This window comes from Pseudomonas lactucae, assembly GCF_016937615.1.
GTDB classification, from domain to species: Bacteria; Pseudomonadota; Gammaproteobacteria; order Pseudomonadales; family Pseudomonadaceae; genus Aquipseudomonas; species Aquipseudomonas lactucae.
In genome coordinates this window covers 1-22,813 of the sequence record NZ_JAFHKI010000078.1, presented here as the reverse complement: position 1 = coordinate 22,813, position 22,813 = coordinate 1, and the positions used below count along the sequence as shown (strand labels likewise).

Sequence of the window (22,813 nt, the reverse complement as noted above, 5' to 3'; positions counted from 1 at the left end):
CCACAGAAGAGCAAGTTACTTACGCGCCTTTTGCAGATGGCAGCTTCGATACCAGGCGCAACGACACCGTCAGCCCTTCGAGCTGGTAGTGCGGACGCAGGTAGAACTTGGAGTTGTAGTACCCCGGGTTGCCTTCGACTTCTTCCACGATCACCTCGGCGGCGGCCAACGGGTGCTGGGCCTTGGTGGTTTCGGTGGAGTGCGCCGGGTCACCGTCGACGTAGTTGAGGATCCAGTCCTGCAACCAGCGTTGCATCTCGTCCTTCTCTTTGAAGGAACCGATCTTGTCGCGCACGATGCACTTCAAGTAGTGAGCGAAACGGCAGGTGGCGAACAGGTACGGCAGGCGCGCGGCCAGGTTGGCGTTGGCGGTGGCGTCCGGGTCGTCGTATTCGGCCGGTTTCTGCAACGACTGCGCGCCGATGAACGCGGCGAAGTCGGTGTTTTTCTTGTGCAGCAGCGGCATGAAACCGTTCTTCGCCAGTTCCGCTTCACGGCGGTCGCTGATGGCGATTTCGGTCGGGCACTTCATGTCCACGCCACCGTCATCGGTAGGGAACGTGTGCGCCGGCAGGTTTTCCACTTCACCGCCGGACTCGATGCCGCGAATGCGCGAGCACCAGCCGTAGTGCTTGAACGAACGGTTGATGTTCACCGCCATCGCGTAGGCGGCGTTGGCCCAGGTGTACTTGGCGCTGTCGGCACCGTCGGTGTCTTCTTCGAAGGCGAAGGCTTCCACCGGGTCGGTCTTGGCGCCGTACGGCAGGCGCGCCAGGAAGCGCGGCATGGTCAGGCCGATGTAGCGCGAGTCTTCCGATTCACGCAGCGAGCGCCAGCCGGCGTATTCCGGGGTGGTGAAGATTTTGGTCAGGTCGCGCGGGTTCGACAGTTCTTGCCACGAGCCCATGCCCATTACGGTCGGCGAAGCCGCCGCGATGAACGGGGAGTGCATGGCCGCGCAGACTTTCGACAGCTCGCCCAGCAGCTCGACGTCCGGTGGCGACTGGTCGAAGTAGTAGTCGCCGACCAGGCAACCGTAAGGTTCGCCGCCGAACTGGCCGTATTCTTCTTCGTACATCTTCTTGAAGATCGGGCTCTGGTCCCACGCAGTACCCTTGAATTTCTTCAGGGTCTTGTGCAGTTCCGGTTTGGCGATGTTGAGCACGCGGATCTTGAGCTGCTCGTCGCTCTCGGTGTTGTTGACCAGGTAGTGCAGGCCACGCCAGGCGCTTTCCAGCTGCTGGAAATCCGGGTGGTGAATGATCTGGTTGACCTGGGCGGTGAGCTTGGCGTCGATGGCGGCGATGATCGACTCGATCGACTTGATCGCGTCGTTGGACACCAGGTCGGTCTGGGCCAGGGCCTGTTCCGCCAAGGTGCGCACGGCGGTTTCCACGGCTTCGCGGGCGCGCTCGGTCTTGGGTTTGAATTCCTGCATCAGCAAGGATGCGAATTCGCTGGTTTCTTCAGTAGCGCCCAGGTTCTGGACGCCTTCGCGTGCGGTGTTGTCGGTCATGATTACTGGTCCCCTGCAGGCTTAGGCGCACTGGCAAGTGCCTGAAGCAGTGCCGGGTCCTTGATCGCCTTCATGATGATTTCTTCAGCGCCGGTCTTGCCGTCCATGTAGGTCAGCAGGTTGGCCAGCTGGGTGCGGGCTTCGAGCAACTGGTTCAGCGCGTCGACCTTGCGGGCCACGGCGGCGGGGCTGAAGTCGTCCATGCTTTCGAAGGTGATGTCCAGGCTCAGGTTGCCTTCGCCGGTCAGCTCATTGGGTACGTGGAACGCTACGCGCGGCTGCATGGCCTTGAGGCGCGAGTCGAAGTTGTCGACATCGACTTCAAGGAACTTGCGGTCGGCCACTGGCGCCAAAGGCTCGACAGGCTTGCCGGCGAGGTCGGCCATTACACCCATCACGAAGGGCAGCTGGACCTTTTTCTCGGCGCCGTAAAGCTCGACGTCGTACTCGATCTGCACTCGAGGCGCGCGGTTGCGCGCGATGAATTTCTGAGAACTTTGCTTCGCCACGTTGCTGCTCCTGGTCGCTTGAGCGACGGTGTTGTTACTGCAAAGCCTGACGACTTAGTCGCCGTCCGGGCCACGCAGGTTTTCAAATTGGGACATGCCATCGGGAATCAGATTGCGCACGATCGCCGCAAAATCGGCGTGCACCAGATTTTTCGCACGGTTCAACAGCACCGGCAGCGGGCTCGAAGGCTCGTGCCGGGTGTAATACGCAAGAATCTTGTCGAGGCTGCGCAACACGTCATCGCGGCTGGCGATATCACCGGCCGGGCGTGGTGCGGCGGGGGCGGCGGCGAAGTCGACCGAGGGGGCATTGTCGTCACTGACGGCCTCGGGTTCGCTGCTGCTGTCGGTGCCCGGCACCGCTTGATTGAGGATTTGCAGGGCCTGCTTGAGCGGTTGCTTCAACAGGCTCAGGTCCACGCCCTGGGCCGAACCGACCTGTTCGTTGACCTGTTGTTCGATGGCTTCACAGGCCGAACGCGCGGCGCTCAACGCGTCGCGGGTGGCTTGCAGCTGTTCGGGATCGCTGTCGAGGAACGCGGCATTCAACTGCTGCGTGCCCAGTTGTTCGTCCGGGAAACTCATCAGGCCGCTGGCATTCAGCGCGGCGCGCAGGCTGACCGGGCCGAAGGTGCGTGAGCGCGTGAGGATACTTTCGCGCAGCAGGCGAATGGTCGCGTCGCTGGTCAAGCCGGCCAGGGCGTTGATGCGCACGGTGGGGTCGTTGTTGTCGTCGGCATCCAGGCGCGGGTGCAACTCGGCCCAGTATTCACGCAGCAGCGCATCGATCAGCGTAAGAACTTCGGCCAGCCCGGCCACACCCTGGAGGGCGAGGGAGCTTTGCAGCAGGAAATGGGTGATGCGCAGGTCTTTGCTGCGCTGCAGCAAGTCGAGGCTTTGCTGCTGGATGCTGCGCCACTCCGGCGGTTCAGCGGGCAGGATGGAGTCGCCCATGCTGCGCTCGGGTTGGCCCTTGGCATCACGCTCAAGCTGGAGGAAATCCGCGTCATACTCCATGTCTTCGCCACAGGGCGAACTCGCGGAAACGGCGGTGAGCAGCAACGGCACATCCACTGAAATCGATCTCCCTATCAGCCCGTTAGATGCCGGGCAATTCATGCATTAGTTGCCAAATGAACTTTGCATGGTTTCTTGGTCATATAAGCACATTGATATTAATGTGCCATCATTGGTATTCAAGAAGTTGTGCATTTTTGGTGTAGTACTTATGCCTTGTCAAGGTAAGCTATTCGCCCTCTGTGACAGATGTGCGGTGATTAACAACCTGCGCGACTGGTGGGTCGAACGGCACACCCTGACAGGATTTTTGTCATGGAGCCCAGTTAAGATCAGCGATCATGCTGGCTTGGCAGGTTGTGAACGGTCGCTTGCACGACCTGATGGGGATTTCTCGGGCACCGCTGTCCCGGGAATCGACCGCGCGCGAAGTATCAGCAAGGAGGCAAGATGTCGCTGTGTTTGACTATCACTAGTTATCACAAGATCACCCCAGGGCAATGCGCCGAAAAGTCCATGCACCAGGGCTCGATGGCTATTGGCCGCAGTTCGGAGAATGACTGGGTATTGCCTGATCCTGAGCGGCTGGTGTCTTCACAACATTGCGTTATTCAATACAAAGACGGTCGTTATTATTTAACCGATAACAGCACGAACGGTGTGGAATTGGTCAAGGCCGGTCTGCGTATGCGCCGGGGCAACAGCGAGCCGCTGCAGGATGGCGAGTTGATCCGCATCGGCGACTACGAAATCCAGGCGCGTATCGACTTCAACGTGCAAGCCATTGATAGCCAACCGTTTGCCGGTGATTCGCCGAACAGCTTTGAAGCGCTGATGGGTGCCGTGGCCAGCCCGCCGATGCCAACGCCGATGCCGACGCCGGTGATTGCGCCGCAGTTTCAGGGCGCCTCCTCGATGGACACCCTGCCGGACCTGTTCGACTTCCTCACCCCCACCGCCGTGCCGCCGCCGACCGTGCCGGATCATGTGCCGTCCGAACAGCACGACTTCCGTCCGCCGACGCCAGTGGCTGTGCCGGTGGTTGAAGCGCCGGTGGTCTCGGGCTCTGTGATTCCCGAGGACTGGGACCTGTTCGGCGACGCCCCGGCGCCAGTGGTCAGCGCGCCACCGCCGCCACCACCCGCGGCGATCGTCCCGCCGCCACCTGCTGCAGTCGTCCCGCCGCCACCTGTGGTCGAGCCTGTGCTCCCCGTGGCCGATGACAGCCAGCAACCCGATCTTCTGCAAGCCTTCCTGCGCGGCGCCGGCCTGGACCAACTGCGCCTGGACAAGGCCCAGGCGCAAGCGCAGATGGAAAGCATCGGCCGCAGCTACCGGTTGATGGTCGAAGGCCTGATCGACGTATTGCGTGCCCGCGCCAGCCTCAAGGGCGAATTCCGCATGCAGCAGACGATGATCCAGCCCGCCGAAAACAACCCATTGAAATTCGCACCGAATGCCGACGAAGCGTTACTGCTGCTCCTGCGCCACGGCAACCAGGCGTTTATGGCGCCGGACATCGCGGTACGCGACAGTTTCGATGACCTGCGCGCCCACCAACTGGCGGTGATGGCGGGCGTGGAAGCGGCGATCAAACACCTGCTCAAGCGTTTTGAACCGGCACAGCTGGAAGAGCGCATGGGCAAGCCGGGTGGGTTGTCGAGTCTGTTCAACGGTTCGCGCCAGGCCCAGTACTGGCAGCAGTTCACCGAGCTCTACAGCAATATTTCCCGCGAGGCCCAGGAAGACTTCCAGGACCTGTTCGGCCGCGAATTCAGCCGGGCCTACGAAGAACACAGCGCACGACAGCGTCGCTGAACACGGCGTCGCAAAGGATTCAACGGATAGCTAAGTACGTCATTGAGGACGCAGGATGATTCCCAGGTTTTTACTCGCAGTTGCCACATCGCTTCTGCTGACAGCGTGCGCCAAGGATGCCGTCAAACCCGAAGCCGCCGTCGAGGCAGAAGTGGATACCGCCGCCGTCGAGCTGCATTTCCACGCCATTGCCGGGCTTAACCCCGGCGCCAACGGCCAGCCTGCCCCGGTGCGGGTGCGCATTTTCGAACTGAAAAACGCCGCCACGTTTGCACGCTCCGATTACTTCGCCCTGGCCGATCGTGCGCAATCCACCCTCGGCCTGGACCTGCTCGACCAGGACGAAGTGATGGTGCAGCCCGGCCAACAGCTGAGCATCCAGCGCGACCTTGACCCGTCCACGCGCCAGATCGGCTTGCTGGTGGGGTATCGCGAGTTGGACCGTGCGCAATGGCGCACGGTGATCAACGTGCCGGCGCGCCAATACACCGAATACCAGATCAGCCTCGATGTGCGTGCCGTGCGCGCCGACGTCGTGGTTCCCCCATCCAGCCCTGCCCAATAACAAGCAATCGGAGCCCCCATGTCCTGGAACAATCGCGTGGTCTGGTCGGAAGGCATGTTCATCGGAACGCAGCACTTCCAGCAGCATGACCGTTACCTGGAAAACCTGATCGACGCCCGCAGCCGCCCGTTGTCCGCAGGCGCCTGGGGTTTTTCCGAGTTGCTGATCGACCAGGGCCTGCTGGCCCAGGGCAAACTGGCCATCGTCTCGGCCCGTGGCCTGTTGCCCGACGGCACGCCGTTCAATATCCCCCAGGACGACCTGGCGCCGAGTCCATTGAATATCGACGACAACCTGCGTGACGGCCTGGTGTACCTGGCCCTGCCGCTCAAGCGCGCGGGTGCGCGTGACACGGTGGACGAAGGCCAGGCGCTGGAAGCCGCACGCTACGTGAGCCAGGTACGCGAAGTGCGCGACGACAACGCGCCGTTCGAAAACCGCGCGCCGGTGGCCGTGGGTTCGCGGGCGTTGCGCCTCTTGACCGCGCAGGATGGCATCAGCGACTACGCCGCCGTCGGCCTGGTGCGCATCAAGGAAAAACGCGCCGACCGCGCCCTGGTGCTCGACGACAGCTACATCCCGCCAGTATTGGACGTGGCCGCGAGCAAACCGCTGACCGCGTTTCGCAGCGAGTTGCTGGGCCTGTTGCACCAGCGCGGCGAAGCCCTGGCCGGTCGTGTCGTCGCCTCGGGGGCCGGTGGCGCGTCGGAGATCGCCGACTTCATGTTGCTGCAACTGGTCAACCGCGCCCAGCCACTGATCCAGCATTTCAGCCAGTTGAGTCCGCTGCACCCGGAGCGTTTCTTCAGCGAACTGGTGAGCCTGGCCGGTGAGTTCTCGACGTTTTCCACGTCGGGCCGTCGCCCCCAGGAATACCCGCAGTACCAGCACGACGACCTGGCGCTGAGCTTCGCCCCGGTGATGGCGGCGTTGCGTGAAGCGCTGTCGATGCTGATCGACAGCAAGGCCACGCCGATCCCGATCGTCGAGAAAGCCTACGGCATCCACGTGGCGATGCTGGCGGACAAGACCCTGCTCGACAACGCCAGTTTCATCCTGGTGGTGCGTGCCGATGTGCCCGGCGAAACCCTGCGCGGGCGCTTCGGCCAGCAGAGCAAGGTCGGCGCGGTGGAGCACATCCGCGACATGGTCAACCTGCAACTGCCGGGCATCGGCCTGGTGCCGTTGCCGGTGGCTCCGCGCCAATTGCCTTACCACGCGGGCAGCACTTATTACGAGCTGGACCGGGGCAGCGAACACTGGCAACAGTTGAGTAATTCCGGCGGTTTTGCCTTCCATATCGCCGGGCAGTTCCCGGGCTTGAACCTGGCCTTCTGGGCGATCCGAGGATAATCCGCGATGCATCCCAATGATGACGACCGCACCCAGTTCATGCCGCGCCCGGGGGGCCGAGCGCCGGAGCCTACGCGCGCCGAACCCGCGCCTTTGTCGATGCCGGCCGCGCCGATGCTCACCGGCAAGAGCCAGGGCCTCAACCCGCTGGAAAGCGCCGCCGGCCCGCTGTTGGCCTTGCTGACGCGCCTGCGCAACACTATCGCCCACCCGGCGCCGGCCAGCCTGCGCGCGCAATTGCTGGCGTACCTGCGCCAGTTCGAAGAGCGTGCCGAGGCCGCCGGCGTGGCGCGCAACGAAGTGCTGCTGGCGCGTTACGCGCTGTGCACCGCCCTTGATGAAGCGGTGTTGAGCACGCCATGGGGCAGCACCAGTGAGTGGGGCAAGCAGAGCCTGCTGATCACCGTGCACAACGAAGCCTGGGGCGGCGAGAAAGTCTTCCAGCTGCTCGATCACTGCCTGCAAAGCCCACGGGAACGCCTGTACCTGCTGGAGTTGTTGTACCTGTGCATGTGCCTGGGTTTCGAAGGCCGCTACCGCGTAATGAACGACGGTCGCAGCCAACTGGAGGCCCTGCGCGAGCGCACGGCCGCAGCAATTCGCAGTGCCCGTGGCGATCACGAGCGTGAGCTGTCGCCGCACTGGCGCGGCGTGACCGTGGCGCGCGACCGCCTGGCGCAATTCATGCCACCGTGGATCGCCGTGGCCATCGGCCTGGCGTTGCTGCTGGCGTTGCTGTTCGCCTTGCGCATGCTGCTGGCGGCGCAGGCGGAACCGGTGTTCAAGAATATCCATGCCCTGGGCGAGATCCCGGTGCAGGCCATCGACCGTCCGGTGGCGCAGCCCAAAGTCATCGAGCGGCCGCGTCTGGCGGGCTTCCTGGCCGAAGAGATCAAGGCCGGGCGGGTTGCCGTGGAAGACAAGGTTGATCGCTCCGTGGTGACCATCCGTGGCGATGAACTGTTCGCGTCCGCCAGCGCCAGCATCGTCGATGACTACCAGCCGCTGATGCTGCGCATCGCCGACGCGATCCGCAAGGTCAAGGGCCAGGTGCGCGTCACCGGCCACAGCGACAACCGCCCGATTGCCACGTTGCGCTTCCCGTCCAACTGGGCGTTGTCCGAGGCACGGGCCAAGTCGGTGCTGGAAATCCTTGCGGCCAAGACCGGCCAAGCCGACCGCTTCAGTGCCGAGGGCCGCAGCGACACCGAGCCGCTGGCCACCAACAGCACAGCCGAAGGCCGCGCCCGCAATCGTCGGGTTGAAATCACCGTATTGGCGGAGGGCGTCGAGTGAAGGCGTTTTTCAGTTTCATGATTCGCTGGGTGATCCCGGTGCTGGGCCTGATCGCCCTGAGCCTGATCATCTGGTTTGTCGGGCCGCTGCTCGACGTGCTGGTGCCACAAGGTCGCCGTTGGGCGCTGATCATCCTGATGTTCGGGGTGTGGATCGCCTACCGCGTGTTCCGCATCATCCAGGCGCGCCGCCAGGCCGCCGAAGTGATGCGCAGCCTTGCCGCTGAAACCCCGGCCGACCCCAACAGCGTGGCCACGGCCGAAGAGTTGTCGACCCTGCGCCAGCGCATGGACGAAGCCCTCGCGCTGTTGAAAAAAGCCAAGCTCGGCGGTGATGAGCGGCGCAACCTCTACGAGCTGCCGTGGTACGTGATCATCGGCCCGCCGGGTTCTGGCAAGACCACCGCGCTGGTCAATTCCGGCCTGCATTTTCCGCTGGCCGCGCAGTTGGGCGCCGGTGCGGTGCGCGGCGTCGGCGGTACGCGCAACTGCGATTGGTGGTTTACCGATCAGGCCGTCTTGCTCGACACTGCTGGCCGCTACACCACCCAGGACAGCAACTCCACGGTGGATAAAGCCGCGTGGCTGGGTTTCCTCGACCTGCTGAAAAAGCAGCGCTCGCGCCGCCCGATCGACGGGGCATTCATTGCGATCAGCCTGTCGGACCTGCTGCTCGGCACCGACGCCGAGCGCGCCGCCCACGCCGCTGCGATTCGCCTGCGTATCCAGGAGCTGTACACCCAACTGGGCGTGCGCTTCCCGATCTACCTGATGCTGACCAAGCTCGACCTGGTGCCGGGCTTCATGGAGTTCTTCGACAACCTGAGCAAGGAAGACCGTGCGCAGGTATGGGGCATGACCTTTGCCCTGGACGACGGTAAAAACAGCGACAGCCCGCTGGCCCATCTGCAAAGCGAGTTCGCCGGCCTCGAACAGCGCCTCAATGAGCGTCTGGTGGAGCGCCTGCAACAGGAACGCGATCCGGCGCGACGCGACCTGATCTACGGCTTTCCACAGCAGTTCGGCGCATTGAAGGACTGTCTGCAAAGCTTCCTCGAAGGCGTGTTCAAACCCAACGCCTTTGAAGAGCGTGTGTTGCTGCGCGGTGTGTATTTCACCAGCGGCACTCAGGAAGGCAGCCCGATCGATCGCCTGATCGGCGCCATGGCCCAGAGCATGAACCTGGACCGCCAGCACCTGGCGCGCCAGAGCGGCACCGGGCGCAGTTACTTCATCGAAAAACTCTTTACCGCCGTGGCATTTGCCGAGCGCGGGCTGGTGGGCGTCAACCCGAAGGTCGAGCGGCGGCGCAAATGGATTGCACGCGGTGTCCTTGCGGCTACCGTGGCCCTGGTGGTCGTGGTCAGCAGCCTGTGGTGGGTGAGTTATCGCGCCAACCAGGCGTATATCGCCCAGGTCGACCAAAAGGTCGCGCCGCTGGGCCAGACCGTACAGAACCTGAGCCCGGCACAGCGCGAAGTCCTCGCGGTGCTGCCGCTGCTCAACGCGGTGAAGAACCTGGCGGGCGATGCGCCGAGCTGGTCCGAAGGCCTGGGCCTGTATCAGGGCGACATGCTCGAAGCCGAGTCCGCCAGCGTCTACCGCAAGCTGCTGATCGCCGTGTTCGCGCCACGCCTGGTGACGCGCATCGAAGAACAATTGCATGGCGGCGGCAACTCGGACTTCCTCTACGAAGGTCTCAAGGCCTACCTGATGCTGGCCGACAGCGAGCATTACGACCCGGACTTCATCAAAGCCTGGATCGCCCTCGACTGGGACCGCAACCTGCCGCGCGACTTGCCGGCCGATCAGCGCCAGGCATTGACCGGGCACTTGCAGGCGTTGTTCGAGCGCCACCCACCGAGTGCGCGCCTTGACCCGCGCCTGATCGACGACCTGCGCCGCCAACTGCAACAACTGCCGGTGGCCCAGCGTGTCTACGACCGGGTCAAACGCCAGAAACTGCCGGAAGGCATTCCGGACTTTCGTATCAACGAAGCCGCGGGTCGCGACGCCGCGCTGGTGTTCAGCCGCAAGAGCGGCAAGCCGTTGGGCGAGCCATTGAGCGGGTTCTTTACCGCCAAGGGTTATCGCCAGGCGTTCCTGCTGAGCAGCCTGAACCAGACCGGCACCCTCGCCGAAGAGCAATGGGTGCTTGGCCATGAACAGGCCGACCAACAGAACGTGGTGAGCCTGGCCGCCGATGTGCGTCGCCTGTACTTCCAGGATTACCAGCGCCAGTGGGATGCGTTGCTCGCCGACATCGACTTTGTGCCGATCACCAGCGTGGCCCAGGCGGCCGACGTGCTGCGGGTGATTTCCGGGCCGACCTCGCCGCTGAAAAAGCTACTGGTGGCGGTGGCCAAGGAAACCGACCTGCAAGCTGAAGAGCGCCAACTGGCGGCCAAAGGCGTACCGGTGGAAGGCGGCGTCGACAAGCTCAAGGAGCGCCTCGGTAGCCTGCTCGGCCAGGAACAACCGAACACCAATGCGCCGCAGGCGGCGGATGATCCGGTGACCGCGCACTTCGCCGAACTCAACGGCATCGTCAGCAAAAACGAAGGCGAACCGGCGGCCATCGACGGTCTGCTCTCGGACATGAATGCGTTGTATGTGCAGGTCAGCGCCATGGTCGGCGCCAGCGGCGATGCGCTGCTTGGCGAAGCCAAGAACCAGGCGGCGGCCGCGGCGACGCGGGTCAGCCTGAATGCCGAGCGCCAGCCGCCGCTGGTGCAGGGCATGGTCAAGTCGGTGGTCAACTCCACCACCAACAGCATGATGGGCGGAGTGCGTAACCAACTGAACGCGGCGTGGGTCAGCGAAGTGGTCAACGTGTACCGCCAGTCACTGGCCGGGCGTTACCCGATGTCGCCGGGCAGCGCCCGCGATGCCACCCTGGATGACTTCGGTCAGTTCTTCGGCGTGGGCGGGGTAATGGACAACTACTTCCGCAAATACCTGCAGCCCTATGTGGACACCTCCGCGCCGACCTGGCGCTGGCAGCCGGGCGCGGCGCAGAAACTGGGGATTGCACCGGGTGTGCTGCAAACCTTCCAGCGTGCCGCGACCATTCGTGACGCGTTCTTCAGATCGGGTGGCACCCAGCCTATCGTGCGTTTCGAGCTCAAGCCGGTGTCGATGGACCCGACCATCACTCAGTTCCTGCTCGACCTCGACGGCCAGCAATTGAGCTACGACCACGGCCCGAGCCGTCCGGTAGCCATGCAATGGCCGAACCCCGGCAGCATTGGCGTGGTGCGTATCTCCATCATGCCGCCGTCGGCCAGTGGCCGTTCCGGGGTGACCCTCGATGGCCCGTGGGCGTGGTTCCGCCTGTTGGAGCAATCGGACCTTACCGCCGGCAACTCGCCGGACCGTTTCAACCTGCGTCTGCGGGTCGATGGCGCGAGCATCGCCTACGAGTTGCGCGCCAACAGTGCTTTCAACCCGTTCAAGAGCCGCGTGCTCAGTGGCTTCAGCCTGCCGGAGCGGCTATGACGAGCCTGGGTTTCTACGGCAAATTGGCCAGCCGCGGGGATTTTGTCAGCCGCGCCTTGCCGCAGAGTTTTATCGGCCCGTGGGACAGTTGGCTTGCTGCGGGGTTGCTCGCCAGCCAGAACCGCCTGGGCGGTGATTGGCTCAATGTGTACCTGGTCAGCCCGTTGTGGCGCTTTGTCCTGGCACCGGGCGTGTGCGGGCCGGATGCGGCGACGGGCGTGGTGATGCCGAGCATCGACCGGGTGGGGCGCTACTTTCCGCTGGCGGTGGTAGCCCTGCTCGATCACGACACCAACCCCGCTTCGCTGGTGGGTGGGTCGGACGCTTGGTTCGAGCAGGCTGAAGAGTTGCTGCTCAGCACCCTGGACGCCGGCGCGACGTTTGAAGGTTTCAACGACGGCCTCGACAGCCTTGGCCCGCCGGCGACTGAACCGCGTGCGGTCGACAGTCGTTTCGCCGGCCTGCAACGCGTGGCCGCCACCGAGCCCCACGGGCGCCTGGCCGCGCTCGCCGAACAGGCTTGCGCAGGCGCCAGCCTCTGGTGGGGACGTGGCTCGCAACGCATTTCCCCTGGTTTATTGCGGTGTCAGGGCTTGCCTGCCGCCGACGATTTTGCGCAGTTTTTGCTCGGACAAGAAGGTGTGGTGTAGATGGGGGCGACGTACAAATCCGCAAGCAAAAGCCATGTCGGCATGGTGCGCCAGGTTAACGAAGACGCCTGCCTGGACTTGCCGGAGAACCGCCTGTGGGTGGTGGCCGACGGCATGGGCGGGCACGCGGCGGGGGATTATGTCAGCAGCCTGATCGTTGACAGCCTGCGCAATGTGCCGACAGGCCGCTCCCTCGACGAATACTCGGCGGCCTTGCGCAACGACCTGATCCGTATCAATGCCGCCGTGCGCGAAGAAACCGCCAACCGTGGCGTGACCATGATGGGCAGCACCGTGGTGGCGCTGGCCGCCCGTGGCTTGCGCGGCGTGTGTTTGTGGGCCGGTGACAGTCGCCTGTATCGCCTGCGCGACGGCGTGCTGGAAGGCATCTCCCGTGACCACAGCTACGTGCAGGACCTGCAAGACAGCGGCCTGCTCAGCGAGGCCGACGCCCGCACACATCCGCGCGCCAATATCGTCACCCGCGCCGTGGGTGTGGAAGCGCAGTTGGAGGTGGCGGTGCTCGACCTGTTGATCGCCCCCGGTGACAGCTACCTGTTGTGCAGCGATGGCCTGAACAAGACCGTTGAAGACCACGAAATCCGCGAAGTGCTCAGCCACGATGCGCCGGATGAAATTGTGCGCAGCCTGGTGCACCTGGGGCTCAATCGCGGCGCACCGGACAACATCACCGCCATCGTTGTGAAGGTATCGGCATGAACATTGTGATTCCGGGCTACGACATCGAAGGCGAGATCGGCGAAGGCGCGATGGCCAGCGTGTACCTGGCGACCCAGCGCTCGCTGGAACGCAAGGTGGCGTTGAAGGTGATGGCGGCGGCACTGGCGGCCGACCCGACGTTCTGCGAGCGCTTTTTGCGCGAGGGCAAGACCCTGGCGCGCCTGTCGCACCCGCACACGGTGACCATCCATGACATCGGCAATGTCGGTGAGCTGTATTACATGGCCATGGAATACCTGCCCAACGGCACGCTCAAGGAGCGTATCGCCGCCGGCATGACGCCGGAGCAGGGCGTGACCCTGATTCGCCAGATTGCCTCGGCGCTGGGGTACGCCCATGCCCAGGGCCTGGTGCACCGCGACGTCAAACCGGCGAACATTCTGTTTCGCGCCGACGGCACGGCGGTGTTGTCCGACTTCGGCATCGCCAAGTCGCTGGATGACCGCACCCAGTTCACCCAGGCCGGTTTCGCCGTGGGCACGCCGAGCTACATGAGCCCGGAACAGGCGCGGGGCCAGGAGATCGATGGTCGCGCCGACCTGTATGCGCTGGGCGTGGTGCTGTATGAAATCCTCGTCGGCAAGCTGCCGTACAGCGGCACCGATGCACTGTCCACCGCACTGGCGCACCTGACCGAGCCGTTGCCGGAATTGCCGGTGCACCACGGCCGTTATCAGGGCGTGTTGCGCAAGCTGCTGGCCAAGGACCCGGCCGAACGGTTCCCGGATGCGGCGGCGTTGCTGCTGGCGCTGGAGCAACTGCCGGCAGACTCGCCGGAAGCCACGTTGGTGCGGCCGCTGCCTATTCCGATGAATTTTGATTTGGCGGGGATCACGCCGGAGTCCATCGAGATCCCCACCGCGAAACCCCAGCCGCAGCCCGTGCGCCAACCGGTGGTGACCCCGACGCAGCACAAGCCTGTGTCCGAACAGCGGCGTGGGCCGGTGTTGGCGCTGGCGGCGGTGGCCGTGGCGGTGGCCCTGGCGATTGGCGGCGCAAGTTACTGGTGGATGAGCGGGAGCGACGAGCCGGCGAAACCGCCTGCGGCCGCTGTTCCGGCAGCCACACCTGCGGCCACGCCGCCAGCCACTTCAGCCGTGCCCCCGGCGGCGGTGGTTGAAGTGGATGGCGGCCAGCGCCCGCTGTTGATGGCCGGTAAAAAGACCTTGTTCCAGCGGGTGCTGAGCAAGCCCGGCGCCAAGCTTTCCACTGATGCAGGCAGCGCACCGGGCAAAGCCCTGCCGGCGTTCTCCGTGCTCTACGTGTACCAACGCAAAGACGCCAACGGCCAGCCATGGGTGCGCGTCGGCGCCGCCACCGATGGGCGCAGCGACGGTTGGTTGCCGGCCGCTCAGGTCAGCGATTGGAAGCAGAGCCTGGTGCTCAAGTTCACCGAGCGCTCGGGCCGTGCGCCGGTGATGTTCCTGCGCCAACCGGGGGAAGTGGAAAAGCTGCTGGCCGACCCCGCCGCCGCCAAAGGTGTGCTGGCCAAGGCGCAGAAGAACAGCGACGACAACGGCCAGGTCCTGGCCCTGGAACCGGCTGCCAGCGCGGTGCCGCAGAACCAGTTCTACCTGTTGCCGATCTTCGATTCCAAAGAGAGCTTCGACGAGAACGGCCAGCCGGTGCAGTTGCTCAATGTCGCCTCCATCGACCCCGGCAGCAGCGCGGTGGCCAAGCCGGCCACGCCAGTGATCAATGCGAATGCCGACGCCTTCCGCACCGCCGTGGTGCTGGTGGTGGACACCACGGTGTCGATGCAGCCCTACATCGATCAGATTCGCGACGTGGTGCACGAACTGCAAACCCGCATCGCCGAGCGCGGCGAGTTGGACAGCGTCAGCTTCGGCATGGTCGGCTTTCGCAACAGCATCAAGAAAACCCCCGGCCTGGAATACGTGGCCAAGACCCTGATCACCCTGGATCAAGGCCGCGACCCGCAACGCTTCCTCGACATGGCGCGGCAGGTCAAAGCTTCCAGCGTGTCCAGCCATTCGTTCAACGAAGACGCGTTTGCCGGGGTGATGCAGGCAGTGAACGGCATGGACTGGTCCGGCTATGGCGGACGCATCATCCTGCTGGTCACCGACGCCGGTGCGCTGCGCAAGAACGACCCGTTTGCCACCACGCAGATGAACGAGGCCGAAGTGCGCCAGGCCGCGCTGGGCAAGCAGATCAAGATCTATGCCCTGCACCTGCGCACCGACGCCGGCAAGAAAACCCACGCCGGCGCCGAGACCCAGTACCGCGTACTCACCGCCGACGCCAACCCGCGGATCGGCGACCTGTACACACCGGTGCCGGGTGGCGATGTGCGCAAGTTGGGCGAGCGTGTCGACGAGATCGGCACCGTCTTCGCCAACCTGGTGCACCAGGTGCGCAGCAATACGCCGCAACCGGTGCCGTTGCTGAGCAGCGCGCCAAGCCTGGCGGACAAGTCCGCAGCCGTCGGGTATGCGATGCACATGGACTTCCTCGGCCGCAAGAGCGCGAGCCAGGCGCCGCAACTGGTCAGCGCCTGGACCGCCGACCGCGACCTGACCAACCCGGCACTGCCGGCGTTCCAGGTGTGCGTGATGCTGACCAAGTTGCAGCTCAACGACTTGCAGCAGTCGCTGAAGCTGATCGTCGACGCGGCGCGCAAGACCCAGACCTCGCCCAAGGATTTCTTCCAGGAAATCGCCAGCGCCTCGGCCTACATGAGCCGCGACCCGCAAGCCTTGCGCAAGGGCGGCAACCTGGCCGACGGCGGCATCCTCGGTGAATACCTGGAAGGCCTGCCGTACCGCAGCAAGTCGCTGAACATGACCCAGGATTTGTGGTTGTCGTTGAGCGTGGCCGAGCAGGAAGACTTTATCGACGAGCTGGATTCGAAAATCCGCCTCTACGAAACCTTCCACAATGACTTGGCCAACTGGGTCCGTTTCGGCGATGCCGAGCCGGGCGATGCGTTGTACCGCGTGCCGTTGTCGACGCTGCCGTAATGCTGAGCCTGAGCGCGGTGCACAAGAGCCGGGGCGTCGGTAGCCAGCGTTATAGCCTGGTGATCCCGGCGCTGACGCTGCGCGAGGGCGAGCAAGTAGCGATTGTCGGGCCCAGCGGGTGCGGCAAAAGCACCTTGCTGGATTTGCTCGCGCTGGTGCTGGCGCCGGATCAGGTGGGCGGCTTTGAATTCAATCGGCAGGACATCGCTGGTTTGTGGCGCGCCGATCAGCAGTCCGTACTCGCCGCATTACGCCGCCAACACCTGGGCTATGTCCTGCAAACCGGCGGGCTGCTGGGGTTTCTCGATGTGCGCGGCAATATCGCTTTGTCCCGCCAACTGCTGGGCTTGAAGGACGATGGCAGTGTGACGCGTCTGGCCGAACAGCTGGAAATCAGCGACCAGTTGGCCAAGAAGCCTTCGGCACTGTCGGTGGGGCAACGCCAGCGCGTAAGCTGCGCGCGTGCCCTGGCCCACGCACCGCAACTGGTGCTGGCGGATGAGCCCACCGCGTCCCTCGACCCGCTGAATGCCGAACGTGTGATGCATGCATTGCTGGCCCAGGCCCGCGAATACCGCGCCGCCTGCGTGATCGCCACCCATGACGAACCCCTGGCCCGCGCCAGTGGCTTGCAGGTGCGGCGCATCAGTTGCCGTCGCGATGCCGACGGCGGCGTTACCGCGACCGTTGGGGAGGCGTGCTGATGCGTATCCCCCTGGTGGCGTCGTTGGCCTGGCAGGACTACCGCAACGATGCGTGGCTGTCGGCCTGTTCGGTGCTGGCGCTGGTGGCGGTGATCGCGCCGTTGCTGGTGTTATTCGGCCTGAAATTTGGACTGGTTAGCAGTTTGACCGAACGTTTGGAGACCGATCCGGCCACCCGTGAAATTATTCCGTTGGGCGGTGGTCGATTCAGCAGCGCATTGATCGAGCAACTGGGCCGGCGCCCTGATGTCGCGTTCGCCATACCGCGTACGCGGCAGATCGCGGCGACGGCGCAGGTCGGTACATTGGCCCTGGAGATGCTGCCGACGGCGTCGGGCGATCCGTTGTTGAGCGGCCTGACGATGCCCAAGGGGTTGGATCAGATCGTGCTGAGCCACACCGCGGCCGAGAAGCTGGCGGCGCGGCCTGGGGATGTGTTGGACGCGCGGTTTGCCCGTCAGGTGTCGGGCCGTGTCGAGGAGCAGCGTACGCGAGTGCGCGTGGTTGCGATCCTGCCGCTGGAAGCCTTTGCCCGGGACGGTCTGTTCGCCGATCTGGGCTTGCTGGAGGCGGCGGAAGATTACCGCGATGGTCGCGCCGTACCGGCGCTGGGATGGTTGGGTGATGAGGTGGCGGTAGGCGAGCAGCGGGTGTATCCGGCGTTTCGCCTGTACGCGCGCAACCTTACCGATGTAGAAACGCTGCGCGTGTTTTTTGCCGGGCAAAACCTGTTGGTAGCGACCCAGGCGAACACCATCGCTCAGGTGCAGTCGTTAAGCCGCAACCTGTCGATCGTATTTTGGATCATCGCCGGGTTGGCGTTGGCGGGAGCGTTCGCGGCGATCTTCGCCGGAGCCCTGGCCGCCGTGGCGCGCAAGCGTCGAGAATTATCAGTGCTGCGCCTGTTGGGATTTTCCACCGGCGCGCTATTGTTGTTTGTGGTGCTGCAGGCCCTGTACAGCGCAGGGTTGGCCGCCGTGCTCAGCGGCGGGTTGTATGGCCTGGCCGAAGCAGCTTTGAATAAACTATTTGTGCAGGTGCCCGGCGAACACGCCAGCCACCTGCTGGCGCATCACTACGGCCTGGCCCTGGTTGCAGTCCTCGGCGTCAGTGCCGTGGCGGCGGCCTGTGGCGGTTGGCGAGTGGCGCGTATCCAGGCTTCTGAAGGAATCAGGGATGTATAAGTTACTGGGCGCCTGTGTGGCGCTGAGCCTGGCCTCGTTGGCCTGGGCCGATGAAGCGAGCGATAAGCTGGACAACCCCAAGCCGTTGCCGGACGACGTCAGCCTGCCGCTGCCGTGCGACGGCAATATGGTGTTCCGCTACGCCTACGTATTGGCCCAGGGCACCCTCGATGACCGTGAGATCAGCCTCGGCTATCCCTTTGCCGAAGGCGAGGCGGGCTATCAACAGTCGTTTATTTCCGGCTATCGCCGCGACTTCATCAACGGCCAATTTACCCTCAAGGACTTGCCGCAGGACTGGAGCAAGGTCATCGCGCCCCTGATGCCGAAGACCGACGCCAAGACCCCGCTCAAGCCTATGTTGTATTTCATCGGCAAGTACGAAGTGACCGCGCGCCAGTACGCTCAGGTGATGGCCCAGGCGCAGTCGCTGGCCAGCGGCGAACCGGCTCCGGCCTGCGAGGCGCCCACCGGCATGGCCGCGCGTTTGCCCAAGGTGAAGCTGTCGCGCTTTGAGGCCGAGCGCTTCTCGGCGGTGTACAGCGCCTGGCTGATGAAATATCACCGTGAGTTGCTGCCGGTGAGCGGGCGCGGTACGTCGGCGCAAGACGGTGGCCTGGGTTTTGTGCGCCTGCCGACCGAGGTTGAATGGGAGTTCGCCGCGCGCGGAGGCCAGGCGGTGAGCCGTCAGGATCTGGAAGGGCGGCTGTTCCCGCGCCGCGTCGAAGGCAGCGAAAGCGATGGCCCGCTGGGCGATTACGCGGTGTTCAACCAGGTCGCCGGCGGTACCGGCCAGGCGGCGCGCCTGATGCCCATCGGCACCAAATTGCCCAACCCGATCGGTCTGTTCGATGTGATCGGCAACGCGGCGGAAATGGTCCAGGAATCCTTCCAACTGGTACACGCCGGGCGTCGCCAGGGCACCTATGGCGGCTTCGTGGTCAAGGGCGGCAACTACCTGGAAGGCGAGGGCACGCTGTTTACCGGCATGCGCCGCGAATACCCGCTGTTCGCCGCCGACGGCACCGAGCAGAGCAACGAGACCACCGGTTTTCGCGTGGCGATTGGCGCGCTGTCGGCGCCGCGTTCGCGTTACAAGGAGCTGTTCGCGCAGTGGCAAAAGGAAGGGCGCCTGGCGTCGTTGACCGACGCCATCGACGACGCCCAGGACCCCACCAAGCGCCTGGACAGCATCATCGCCGCCAGCGTCGACCCCAAGCTGCAAGCCGAGCTGGGGCTGGTCAACGAAGAGCTCAAGCGCAACGTCTCGCTGATCGCCCAACAACGCGAAGAGGCGGCCGGCAACCTGATTCAGTCGGCCGCATTGGTGGCCGAGACCATCAGCAACTACAACATCCGCCTGGCCAACCTGCAGAAGAGTCGTCAGCAGGCGGTGGACAATAAAGACGAGGCCAGCGCGGCGCTGTTTGCCACGGCCATCGACAACGGACGCAGCGCCCTCGACGGCGCGGTGGCGATTTATATCGACAACCTGGCCACCGGCACGCGCTACACCGATGCGGTGATCCAGGCACAGTTTCAACGGATCAAGGAAGAGTTGGATCGCAAGCCGGTGCTCGGCAAGAGCCTGGTGACGCGCGCGACACTGTTCGTTCGCCATGTCGGCAACTACCGCAAGCAACAGCGGGCCGACCCGGCGACGATCTTGAAGGAATTGCTCGCAGCGAGCGGTCAGCGGTCTTGACCGTTGGTTGCAGCGAGCTTGGAAGGGACTCAGGCGGCAGGGGCCGTGCTGGGCAAGTCAAACTTAGAAGAGAACACAACTTATGCTTTTTTCCCGTAAGGCGGTTTCCAAGCGTCACCTGCTGCTGATCGCAGCCGGTTTCAGCACCGTGCTGACCGGTTGCGCCACGTCGCCGGCCTCCAAGGTCGCGTCCAGCACCAAGGTCGAGTACTACCCTAACTGCTACGAGCCGGTGCAGCATCTGCGGGCTACCGATTCAAACATGACCAAGTCGGTTGTGACCGGCGCGGCCATCGGCGCTGCCGGCGGTGCTCTGTTGGGCGCCCTGACCGGCGACAAGGAAAAGCGCGGCCGCAACGCCGCTATCGGCGCAGCGGGCGGCGCCCTGGCCGGCGGCGCGGCGGGTTACTACACCGAGCGTCAGAAGCAGATTGCCGATGACAACCAGCGCATTGCCTCCTATGCCGCCGACGTGAACAAAAGCGTCTCCGACATCGACCGCAGCACCGCGTACGCCAAGGCATCGCAGCAGTGCTACCAGAGCGCGTTCACCAAGCTGGTCTCGGATCGCAAAGCCAAGACCGTCAACGACACCGAGGGCCGCAAGCGCCTGGCGGAAATCGTCGCGGGCCTGAAGGAATCCAATGACCTGATCGTTGCAGTCAACGGCAAAGCCGCCGAAGACCTGAACAACTACACCCAGGCCTACGAGAAAGACCTGCAACAAGTGGGTGTGCAACGTGCCGACGTGGTCACCGTGGCCCAGGCCGATGTAACGCCTGTCGTACCGCCGGCCAACAAGAAGAAAGGCACCGGTACCAAGCCGCCGAAGAAGCCACCGCTGCCAGCCGTACCAACCGAAGCGGTTTCCACCGAGAAAACCTTCCAGGCCGCCCAGACCAAGCAAGATGAAAGCAAAAAGGTCGCCAGCGCCGGCAAGGCACAGATCGAAGGCACCTGCCGCGATCCAAACCTGGCCGACTGGGCACCGGTACCATGCCCTAACGTTTAAGTAACTTGTTGCTATAAGCGTTAAACGCCAACCGATCTGCGCCTAAAGCGCGAGATCGGTGGCGTTCTGCCTGCAAATCGTTACACTGCTGCGGCCACTTAATAAATACACCGAGGCCGTGTGCATGAAATTTCGTCTTCTGCTGTGGGTGCTTGGCCTGATGATGGGCAAAGCCAGCCGCACCAATCCCGCCTTCCAGCAACAGTTGGGTGACAAAGACCTGGCATTCCAGTTGCAGACCCTCGACGGCAAGATTGCCCGTCACTTCATCGTCAAAGACCAGCGCATCACCAGCCGCTCAGGGGTTCACCCGGCGCCGGCGTTCGCCATTGCCTTTAAAGATGCCGCCTATGGCTTCGCCACCATGCAGGCGAAGAACAAGCAACTGGCGTTCATGACGGGGATTCAGGACAAGTCGATCCAGATCAAGGGCAACCCGGCGCTGGTGATCTGGTTCCAGGGGTTGACCAAGTATTTGCGGCCGAAGAAAAAGAAGAGCTGAGGTTTTTCAATAAAACCGACTTGCTCCCGATAGCGGTCAGTCCGTCACCTCACTGGCTTACCTGCCCTGAGACAGTGAGTACTCGATCAGCCAACAGATGTGCCAGCTCGATCAACTGCGCGACGCCCAGCAGTTCCTCTCGTGGTGAGCCTTCCAAGTTAAAGGCCAGGTCGCAGCTAAGCGCATTGGCCGAAGCCAGTGTTTCGCTGAGGTTGATCAACAGGTCTTCGGTACTGACTCCGTCAGCCACGGTAAACAGCCGGACGGGGGGATTGGGGGTGGGTTTGATCATTGTGAAATTCCTTAATCTAAGTGGAGTTGCCACTGATCGCCGCGATGCGATGGGGTGGCAGCTGTGCGCAGGTTCGCGGACCGGAGATTAAGGAAACCGGCATACCCGAAGGTATCCCGCGCACAGCCACCATAACGCCGCACAGTAGACGATAAAAAAGCGTCAACTGAAAGGTGGCAGTACTTAATCAAGCCGGGCCGCGACGCCCGACCGCTGAGTTTGCAGCGGTGTACGGAGACTAGAGATCGAGTGTCCTAGGGACAACCTCAAAACCTTGTCGGACGTTTCCGTTTTTACCAATACCTAGCCGAACGGTCAGTTGTCTGGTTTTCCATCAGTCAGCAACATCTTCCTGCGCGTCACAGCGGCGCGATCCCCTTGCACGACTCAACGCCACGACGGTGTTTGAGCCCGCGCGCGCGCCCTAAAAAGGAAAGGACATGAAGGACACCGATACTGAAACCCAACAATCAACTCGCCCAGTCAAAGCCATCTATGACTACGCGACACTCGGCTCCAAAACGCGCATGGGCGGCGAAATCATTACTGCAAGCACCAACCTCGAAATTCATGACTTGCGCGTTGCTTGCGTCGGTGACCGGGTGCGCTACCCCGATGGCAAAGAGAGTGAAATTGTCTCTGGAGCAGGTTTCGCAGCGACCTACAAAGGCCTGCCAATCGCAATTGTCGGCAGCGCTACCGACAACGGCGACACCGTGACGGGCAGCCTGCAAAACCTGGCTCAGGTGGTAGAGTACGCGGACGACGATGGCATCCCTGGCCTTCTGCAGCCTGGATATCGCGTGGAGAGCCAGATGTGAAGCGCTACAACATCACCACTGGCGCAAAAACCACCGCCGGCGGCGAGGTGATCAGCGGCATGGAGCGAACCAGCTTCAACGGCCAAATGATCGCCAGGGAGGGTGACCGCGTCGCTTGTCCGGCATGCGGCACTGAAGGTTTCATTGCGCTCACCGGACCTCATCTGCACGAAGAGTGGGGCGGCAAACAAGCGGCGCTTGAGGGTGATCTGTGCATATGTAAATGCGATCCGCCCCCTGAGCTGATCGCCTGCCAGCGCTTCAAGTCTCAGGTGTTCGAAACACAACCCCAACGTGACACCTTCGCTTGGACAGGCCCAAACACACCCAACCCTCCCGTTTCCAACTTCTCCGCACCCGGCGCGGTGAATCGTGCCGCTGACGCGTGCGTGTTCGCCAAGTCATGCGTTTCGGTGCCGGTCGTTCCACGGCTGCGGGAACAAGCCCTGAACACGCCAGGAACTTTGGCACCACTGCAGTCATGGCTTCGACCGGTACGACGGGCACTGTCGGCAGGGTCGCTGGAACACTTGGCAGCGACCTTGGTGCCTGGGCCGTACGCGGGCTGGCCGGAGCCAGTTCAGCACTCAATGTCGTGTTGCTGGCTTTCTGGCCACGGGATATGGGTGATTCAACGCTGTATACCC

Annotated in this window: 19 protein-coding genes; 15 read left to right on the top strand and 4 right to left on the bottom strand. The window is 63.4% G+C overall.

All coding sequences use genetic code 11. The annotated features are described in order from the left end of the window. Positions 1-19: 19 nt before the first annotated feature. Genes tssC through tssA form a run of 3 tightly spaced genes read right to left on the bottom strand, consistent with a single transcriptional unit; the run spans position 20 to position 3,099 of the window. Positions 20-1,516, bottom strand: a complete 1,497-nt coding sequence (tssC, locus tag JWR98_RS15610) for a type VI secretion system contractile sheath large subunit (RefSeq protein WP_078735238.1) — start codon at positions 1,514-1,516, stop codon at positions 20-22. A gap of 2 nt (positions 1,517-1,518) precedes the next feature. After that, positions 1,519-2,025 carry a type VI secretion system contractile sheath small subunit gene (gene tssB / locus JWR98_RS15605; protein WP_003176946.1) on the bottom strand — a complete coding sequence of 169 codons (507 nt, stop codon included), beginning with the start codon at positions 2,023-2,025 and terminating at the stop codon, positions 1,519-1,521. 54 nt (positions 2,026-2,079) lie between these two features. Next, the gene (gene tssA, locus JWR98_RS15600; protein ID WP_078735237.1) at positions 2,080-3,099 is read right to left on the bottom strand and encodes a type VI secretion system protein TssA; all 1,020 of its coding nucleotides are present in this window, start codon (positions 3,097-3,099) and stop codon (positions 2,080-2,082) included. 393 nt (positions 3,100-3,492) lie between these two features. Here tssA and tagH point away from each other — a divergent pair, with 393 nt between their 5' ends. The 13 genes from tagH (at position 3,493) to JWR98_RS15535 (ending at position 21,053) form a co-directional block, all read left to right on the top strand. Beyond that, entirely contained in the window at positions 3,493-4,860 is a 1,368-nt protein-coding gene (gene tagH / locus JWR98_RS15595) for a type VI secretion system-associated FHA domain protein TagH (protein ID WP_078735236.1), read from the top strand. Positions 4,861-4,915: 55 nt separating this feature from the next. Continuing rightward, a complete protein-coding gene (gene tssJ, locus JWR98_RS15590) occupies positions 4,916-5,425 on the top strand; it encodes a type VI secretion system lipoprotein TssJ (RefSeq protein ID WP_078735235.1) in 510 nt (169 codons plus the stop codon). A gap of 18 nt (positions 5,426-5,443) precedes the next feature. Further along, complete coding sequence (gene tssK / locus JWR98_RS15585; RefSeq protein WP_003176942.1) at positions 5,444-6,778, top strand: type VI secretion system baseplate subunit TssK; 1,335 nt, start codon at positions 5,444-5,446, stop codon at positions 6,776-6,778. A gap of 6 nt (positions 6,779-6,784) precedes the next feature. After that, a complete protein-coding gene (locus JWR98_RS15580) occupies positions 6,785-8,074 on the top strand; it encodes a DotU family type VI secretion system protein (protein ID WP_205490481.1) in 1,290 nt (429 codons plus the stop codon). Further along, positions 8,071-11,571, top strand: a complete 3,501-nt coding sequence (gene tssM / locus JWR98_RS15575) for a type VI secretion system membrane subunit TssM (protein WP_078735232.1) — start codon at positions 8,071-8,073, stop codon at positions 11,569-11,571. Before JWR98_RS15580 ends, tssM begins: the two co-directional genes overlap by 4 nt. Next, on the top strand, positions 11,568-12,221 hold the full coding sequence (gene tagF / locus JWR98_RS15570; RefSeq protein ID WP_003176939.1) for a type VI secretion system-associated protein TagF: 654 nt from the start codon (positions 11,568-11,570) through the stop codon (positions 12,219-12,221). The genes tssM and tagF overlap by 4 nt, the downstream gene beginning before the upstream one ends. Then, a complete protein-coding gene (locus tag JWR98_RS15565) occupies positions 12,222-12,941 on the top strand; it encodes a PP2C family protein-serine/threonine phosphatase (RefSeq protein WP_078735230.1) in 720 nt (239 codons plus the stop codon). Next, on the top strand, positions 12,938-15,946 hold the full coding sequence (locus tag JWR98_RS15560; RefSeq protein ID WP_205490479.1) for a serine/threonine-protein kinase: 3,009 nt from the start codon (positions 12,938-12,940) through the stop codon (positions 15,944-15,946). The genes JWR98_RS15565 and JWR98_RS15560 overlap by 4 nt, the downstream gene beginning before the upstream one ends. Then, positions 15,946-16,650 (top strand): ABC transporter ATP-binding protein, encoded by a 705-nt coding sequence (locus JWR98_RS15555; protein WP_205490477.1) that lies wholly within the window; start codon positions 15,946-15,948, stop codon positions 16,648-16,650. The genes JWR98_RS15560 and JWR98_RS15555 overlap by 1 nt, the downstream gene beginning before the upstream one ends. Then, positions 16,650-17,834, top strand: coding sequence for an ABC transporter permease (locus JWR98_RS15550; RefSeq protein ID WP_078735227.1), 1,185 nt, complete (start codon positions 16,650-16,652; stop codon positions 17,832-17,834). The genes JWR98_RS15555 and JWR98_RS15550 overlap by 1 nt, the downstream gene beginning before the upstream one ends. Next, complete coding sequence (locus JWR98_RS15545) at positions 17,827-19,539, top strand: formylglycine-generating enzyme family protein (RefSeq protein ID WP_205490475.1); 1,713 nt, start codon at positions 17,827-17,829, stop codon at positions 19,537-19,539. The genes JWR98_RS15550 and JWR98_RS15545 overlap by 8 nt, the downstream gene beginning before the upstream one ends. An 82-nt stretch (positions 19,540-19,621) precedes the next feature. Then, entirely contained in the window at positions 19,622-20,551 is a 930-nt protein-coding gene (gene tagQ / locus JWR98_RS15540; protein WP_078735225.1) for a type VI secretion system-associated lipoprotein TagQ, read from the top strand. A 124-nt stretch (positions 20,552-20,675) separates the two neighbouring features. Beyond that, complete coding sequence (locus JWR98_RS15535) at positions 20,676-21,053, top strand: helicase (protein WP_078735253.1); 378 nt, start codon at positions 20,676-20,678, stop codon at positions 21,051-21,053. A gap of 49 nt (positions 21,054-21,102) precedes the next feature. Here the strand turns inward: JWR98_RS15535 and JWR98_RS15530 are convergent, their stop codons facing one another. Further along, positions 21,103-21,345 carry a DUF6124 family protein gene (locus JWR98_RS15530; RefSeq protein WP_078735224.1) on the bottom strand — a complete coding sequence of 81 codons (243 nt, stop codon included), beginning with the start codon at positions 21,343-21,345 and terminating at the stop codon, positions 21,103-21,105. 440 nt (positions 21,346-21,785) lie between these two features. Here JWR98_RS15530 and JWR98_RS15520 point away from each other — a divergent pair, with 440 nt between their 5' ends. Then, a complete protein-coding gene (locus JWR98_RS15520) occupies positions 21,786-22,166 on the top strand; it encodes a PAAR domain-containing protein (protein ID WP_205490471.1) in 381 nt (126 codons plus the stop codon). Next, on the top strand, positions 22,163-22,813 hold a 651-nt coding region (locus JWR98_RS15515; protein WP_341870882.1), incomplete at its 3' end, for a PAAR domain-containing protein. The genes JWR98_RS15520 and JWR98_RS15515, both read left to right, overlap by 4 nt.

Excerpts from the sequence above, each read along its gene's own strand:
- JWR98_RS15550 (WP_078735227.1), top strand. The coding sequence starts at position 16,650 with ATGCGTATCCCCCTGGTGGCGTCGTTGGCCTGGCAGGACTACCGCAAC.
- tagQ (WP_078735225.1), top strand. The coding sequence starts at position 19,622 with ATGCTTTTTTCCCGTAAGGCGGTTTCCAAGCGTCACCTGCTGCTGATC.
- JWR98_RS15555 (WP_205490477.1), top strand. The coding sequence starts at position 15,946 with ATGCTGAGCCTGAGCGCGGTGCACAAGAGCCGGGGCGTCGGTAGCCAG.
- tagH (WP_078735236.1), top strand. The coding sequence starts at position 3,493 with ATGTCGCTGTGTTTGACTATCACTAGTTATCACAAGATCACCCCAGGG.
- JWR98_RS15545 (WP_205490475.1), top strand. The coding sequence starts at position 17,827 with ATGTATAAGTTACTGGGCGCCTGTGTGGCGCTGAGCCTGGCCTCGTTG.
- tssJ (WP_078735235.1), top strand. The coding sequence starts at position 4,916 with ATGATTCCCAGGTTTTTACTCGCAGTTGCCACATCGCTTCTGCTGACA.
- JWR98_RS15565 (WP_078735230.1), top strand. The coding sequence starts at position 12,222 with ATGGGGGCGACGTACAAATCCGCAAGCAAAAGCCATGTCGGCATGGTG.
- JWR98_RS15535 (WP_078735253.1), top strand. The coding sequence starts at position 20,676 with ATGAAATTTCGTCTTCTGCTGTGGGTGCTTGGCCTGATGATGGGCAAA.
- JWR98_RS15530 (WP_078735224.1), bottom strand. The coding sequence starts at position 21,345 with ATGATCAAACCCACCCCCAATCCCCCCGTCCGGCTGTTTACCGTGGCT.
- JWR98_RS15560 (WP_205490479.1), top strand. The coding sequence starts at position 12,938 with ATGAACATTGTGATTCCGGGCTACGACATCGAAGGCGAGATCGGCGAA.
- tssK (WP_003176942.1), top strand. The coding sequence starts at position 5,444 with ATGTCCTGGAACAATCGCGTGGTCTGGTCGGAAGGCATGTTCATCGGA.
- JWR98_RS15520 (WP_205490471.1), top strand. The coding sequence starts at position 21,786 with ATGAAGGACACCGATACTGAAACCCAACAATCAACTCGCCCAGTCAAA.
- tssC (WP_078735238.1), bottom strand. The coding sequence starts at position 1,516 with ATGACCGACAACACCGCACGCGAAGGCGTCCAGAACCTGGGCGCTACT.
- tagF (WP_003176939.1), top strand. The coding sequence starts at position 11,568 with ATGACGAGCCTGGGTTTCTACGGCAAATTGGCCAGCCGCGGGGATTTT.
- JWR98_RS15580 (WP_205490481.1), top strand. The coding sequence starts at position 6,785 with ATGCATCCCAATGATGACGACCGCACCCAGTTCATGCCGCGCCCGGGG.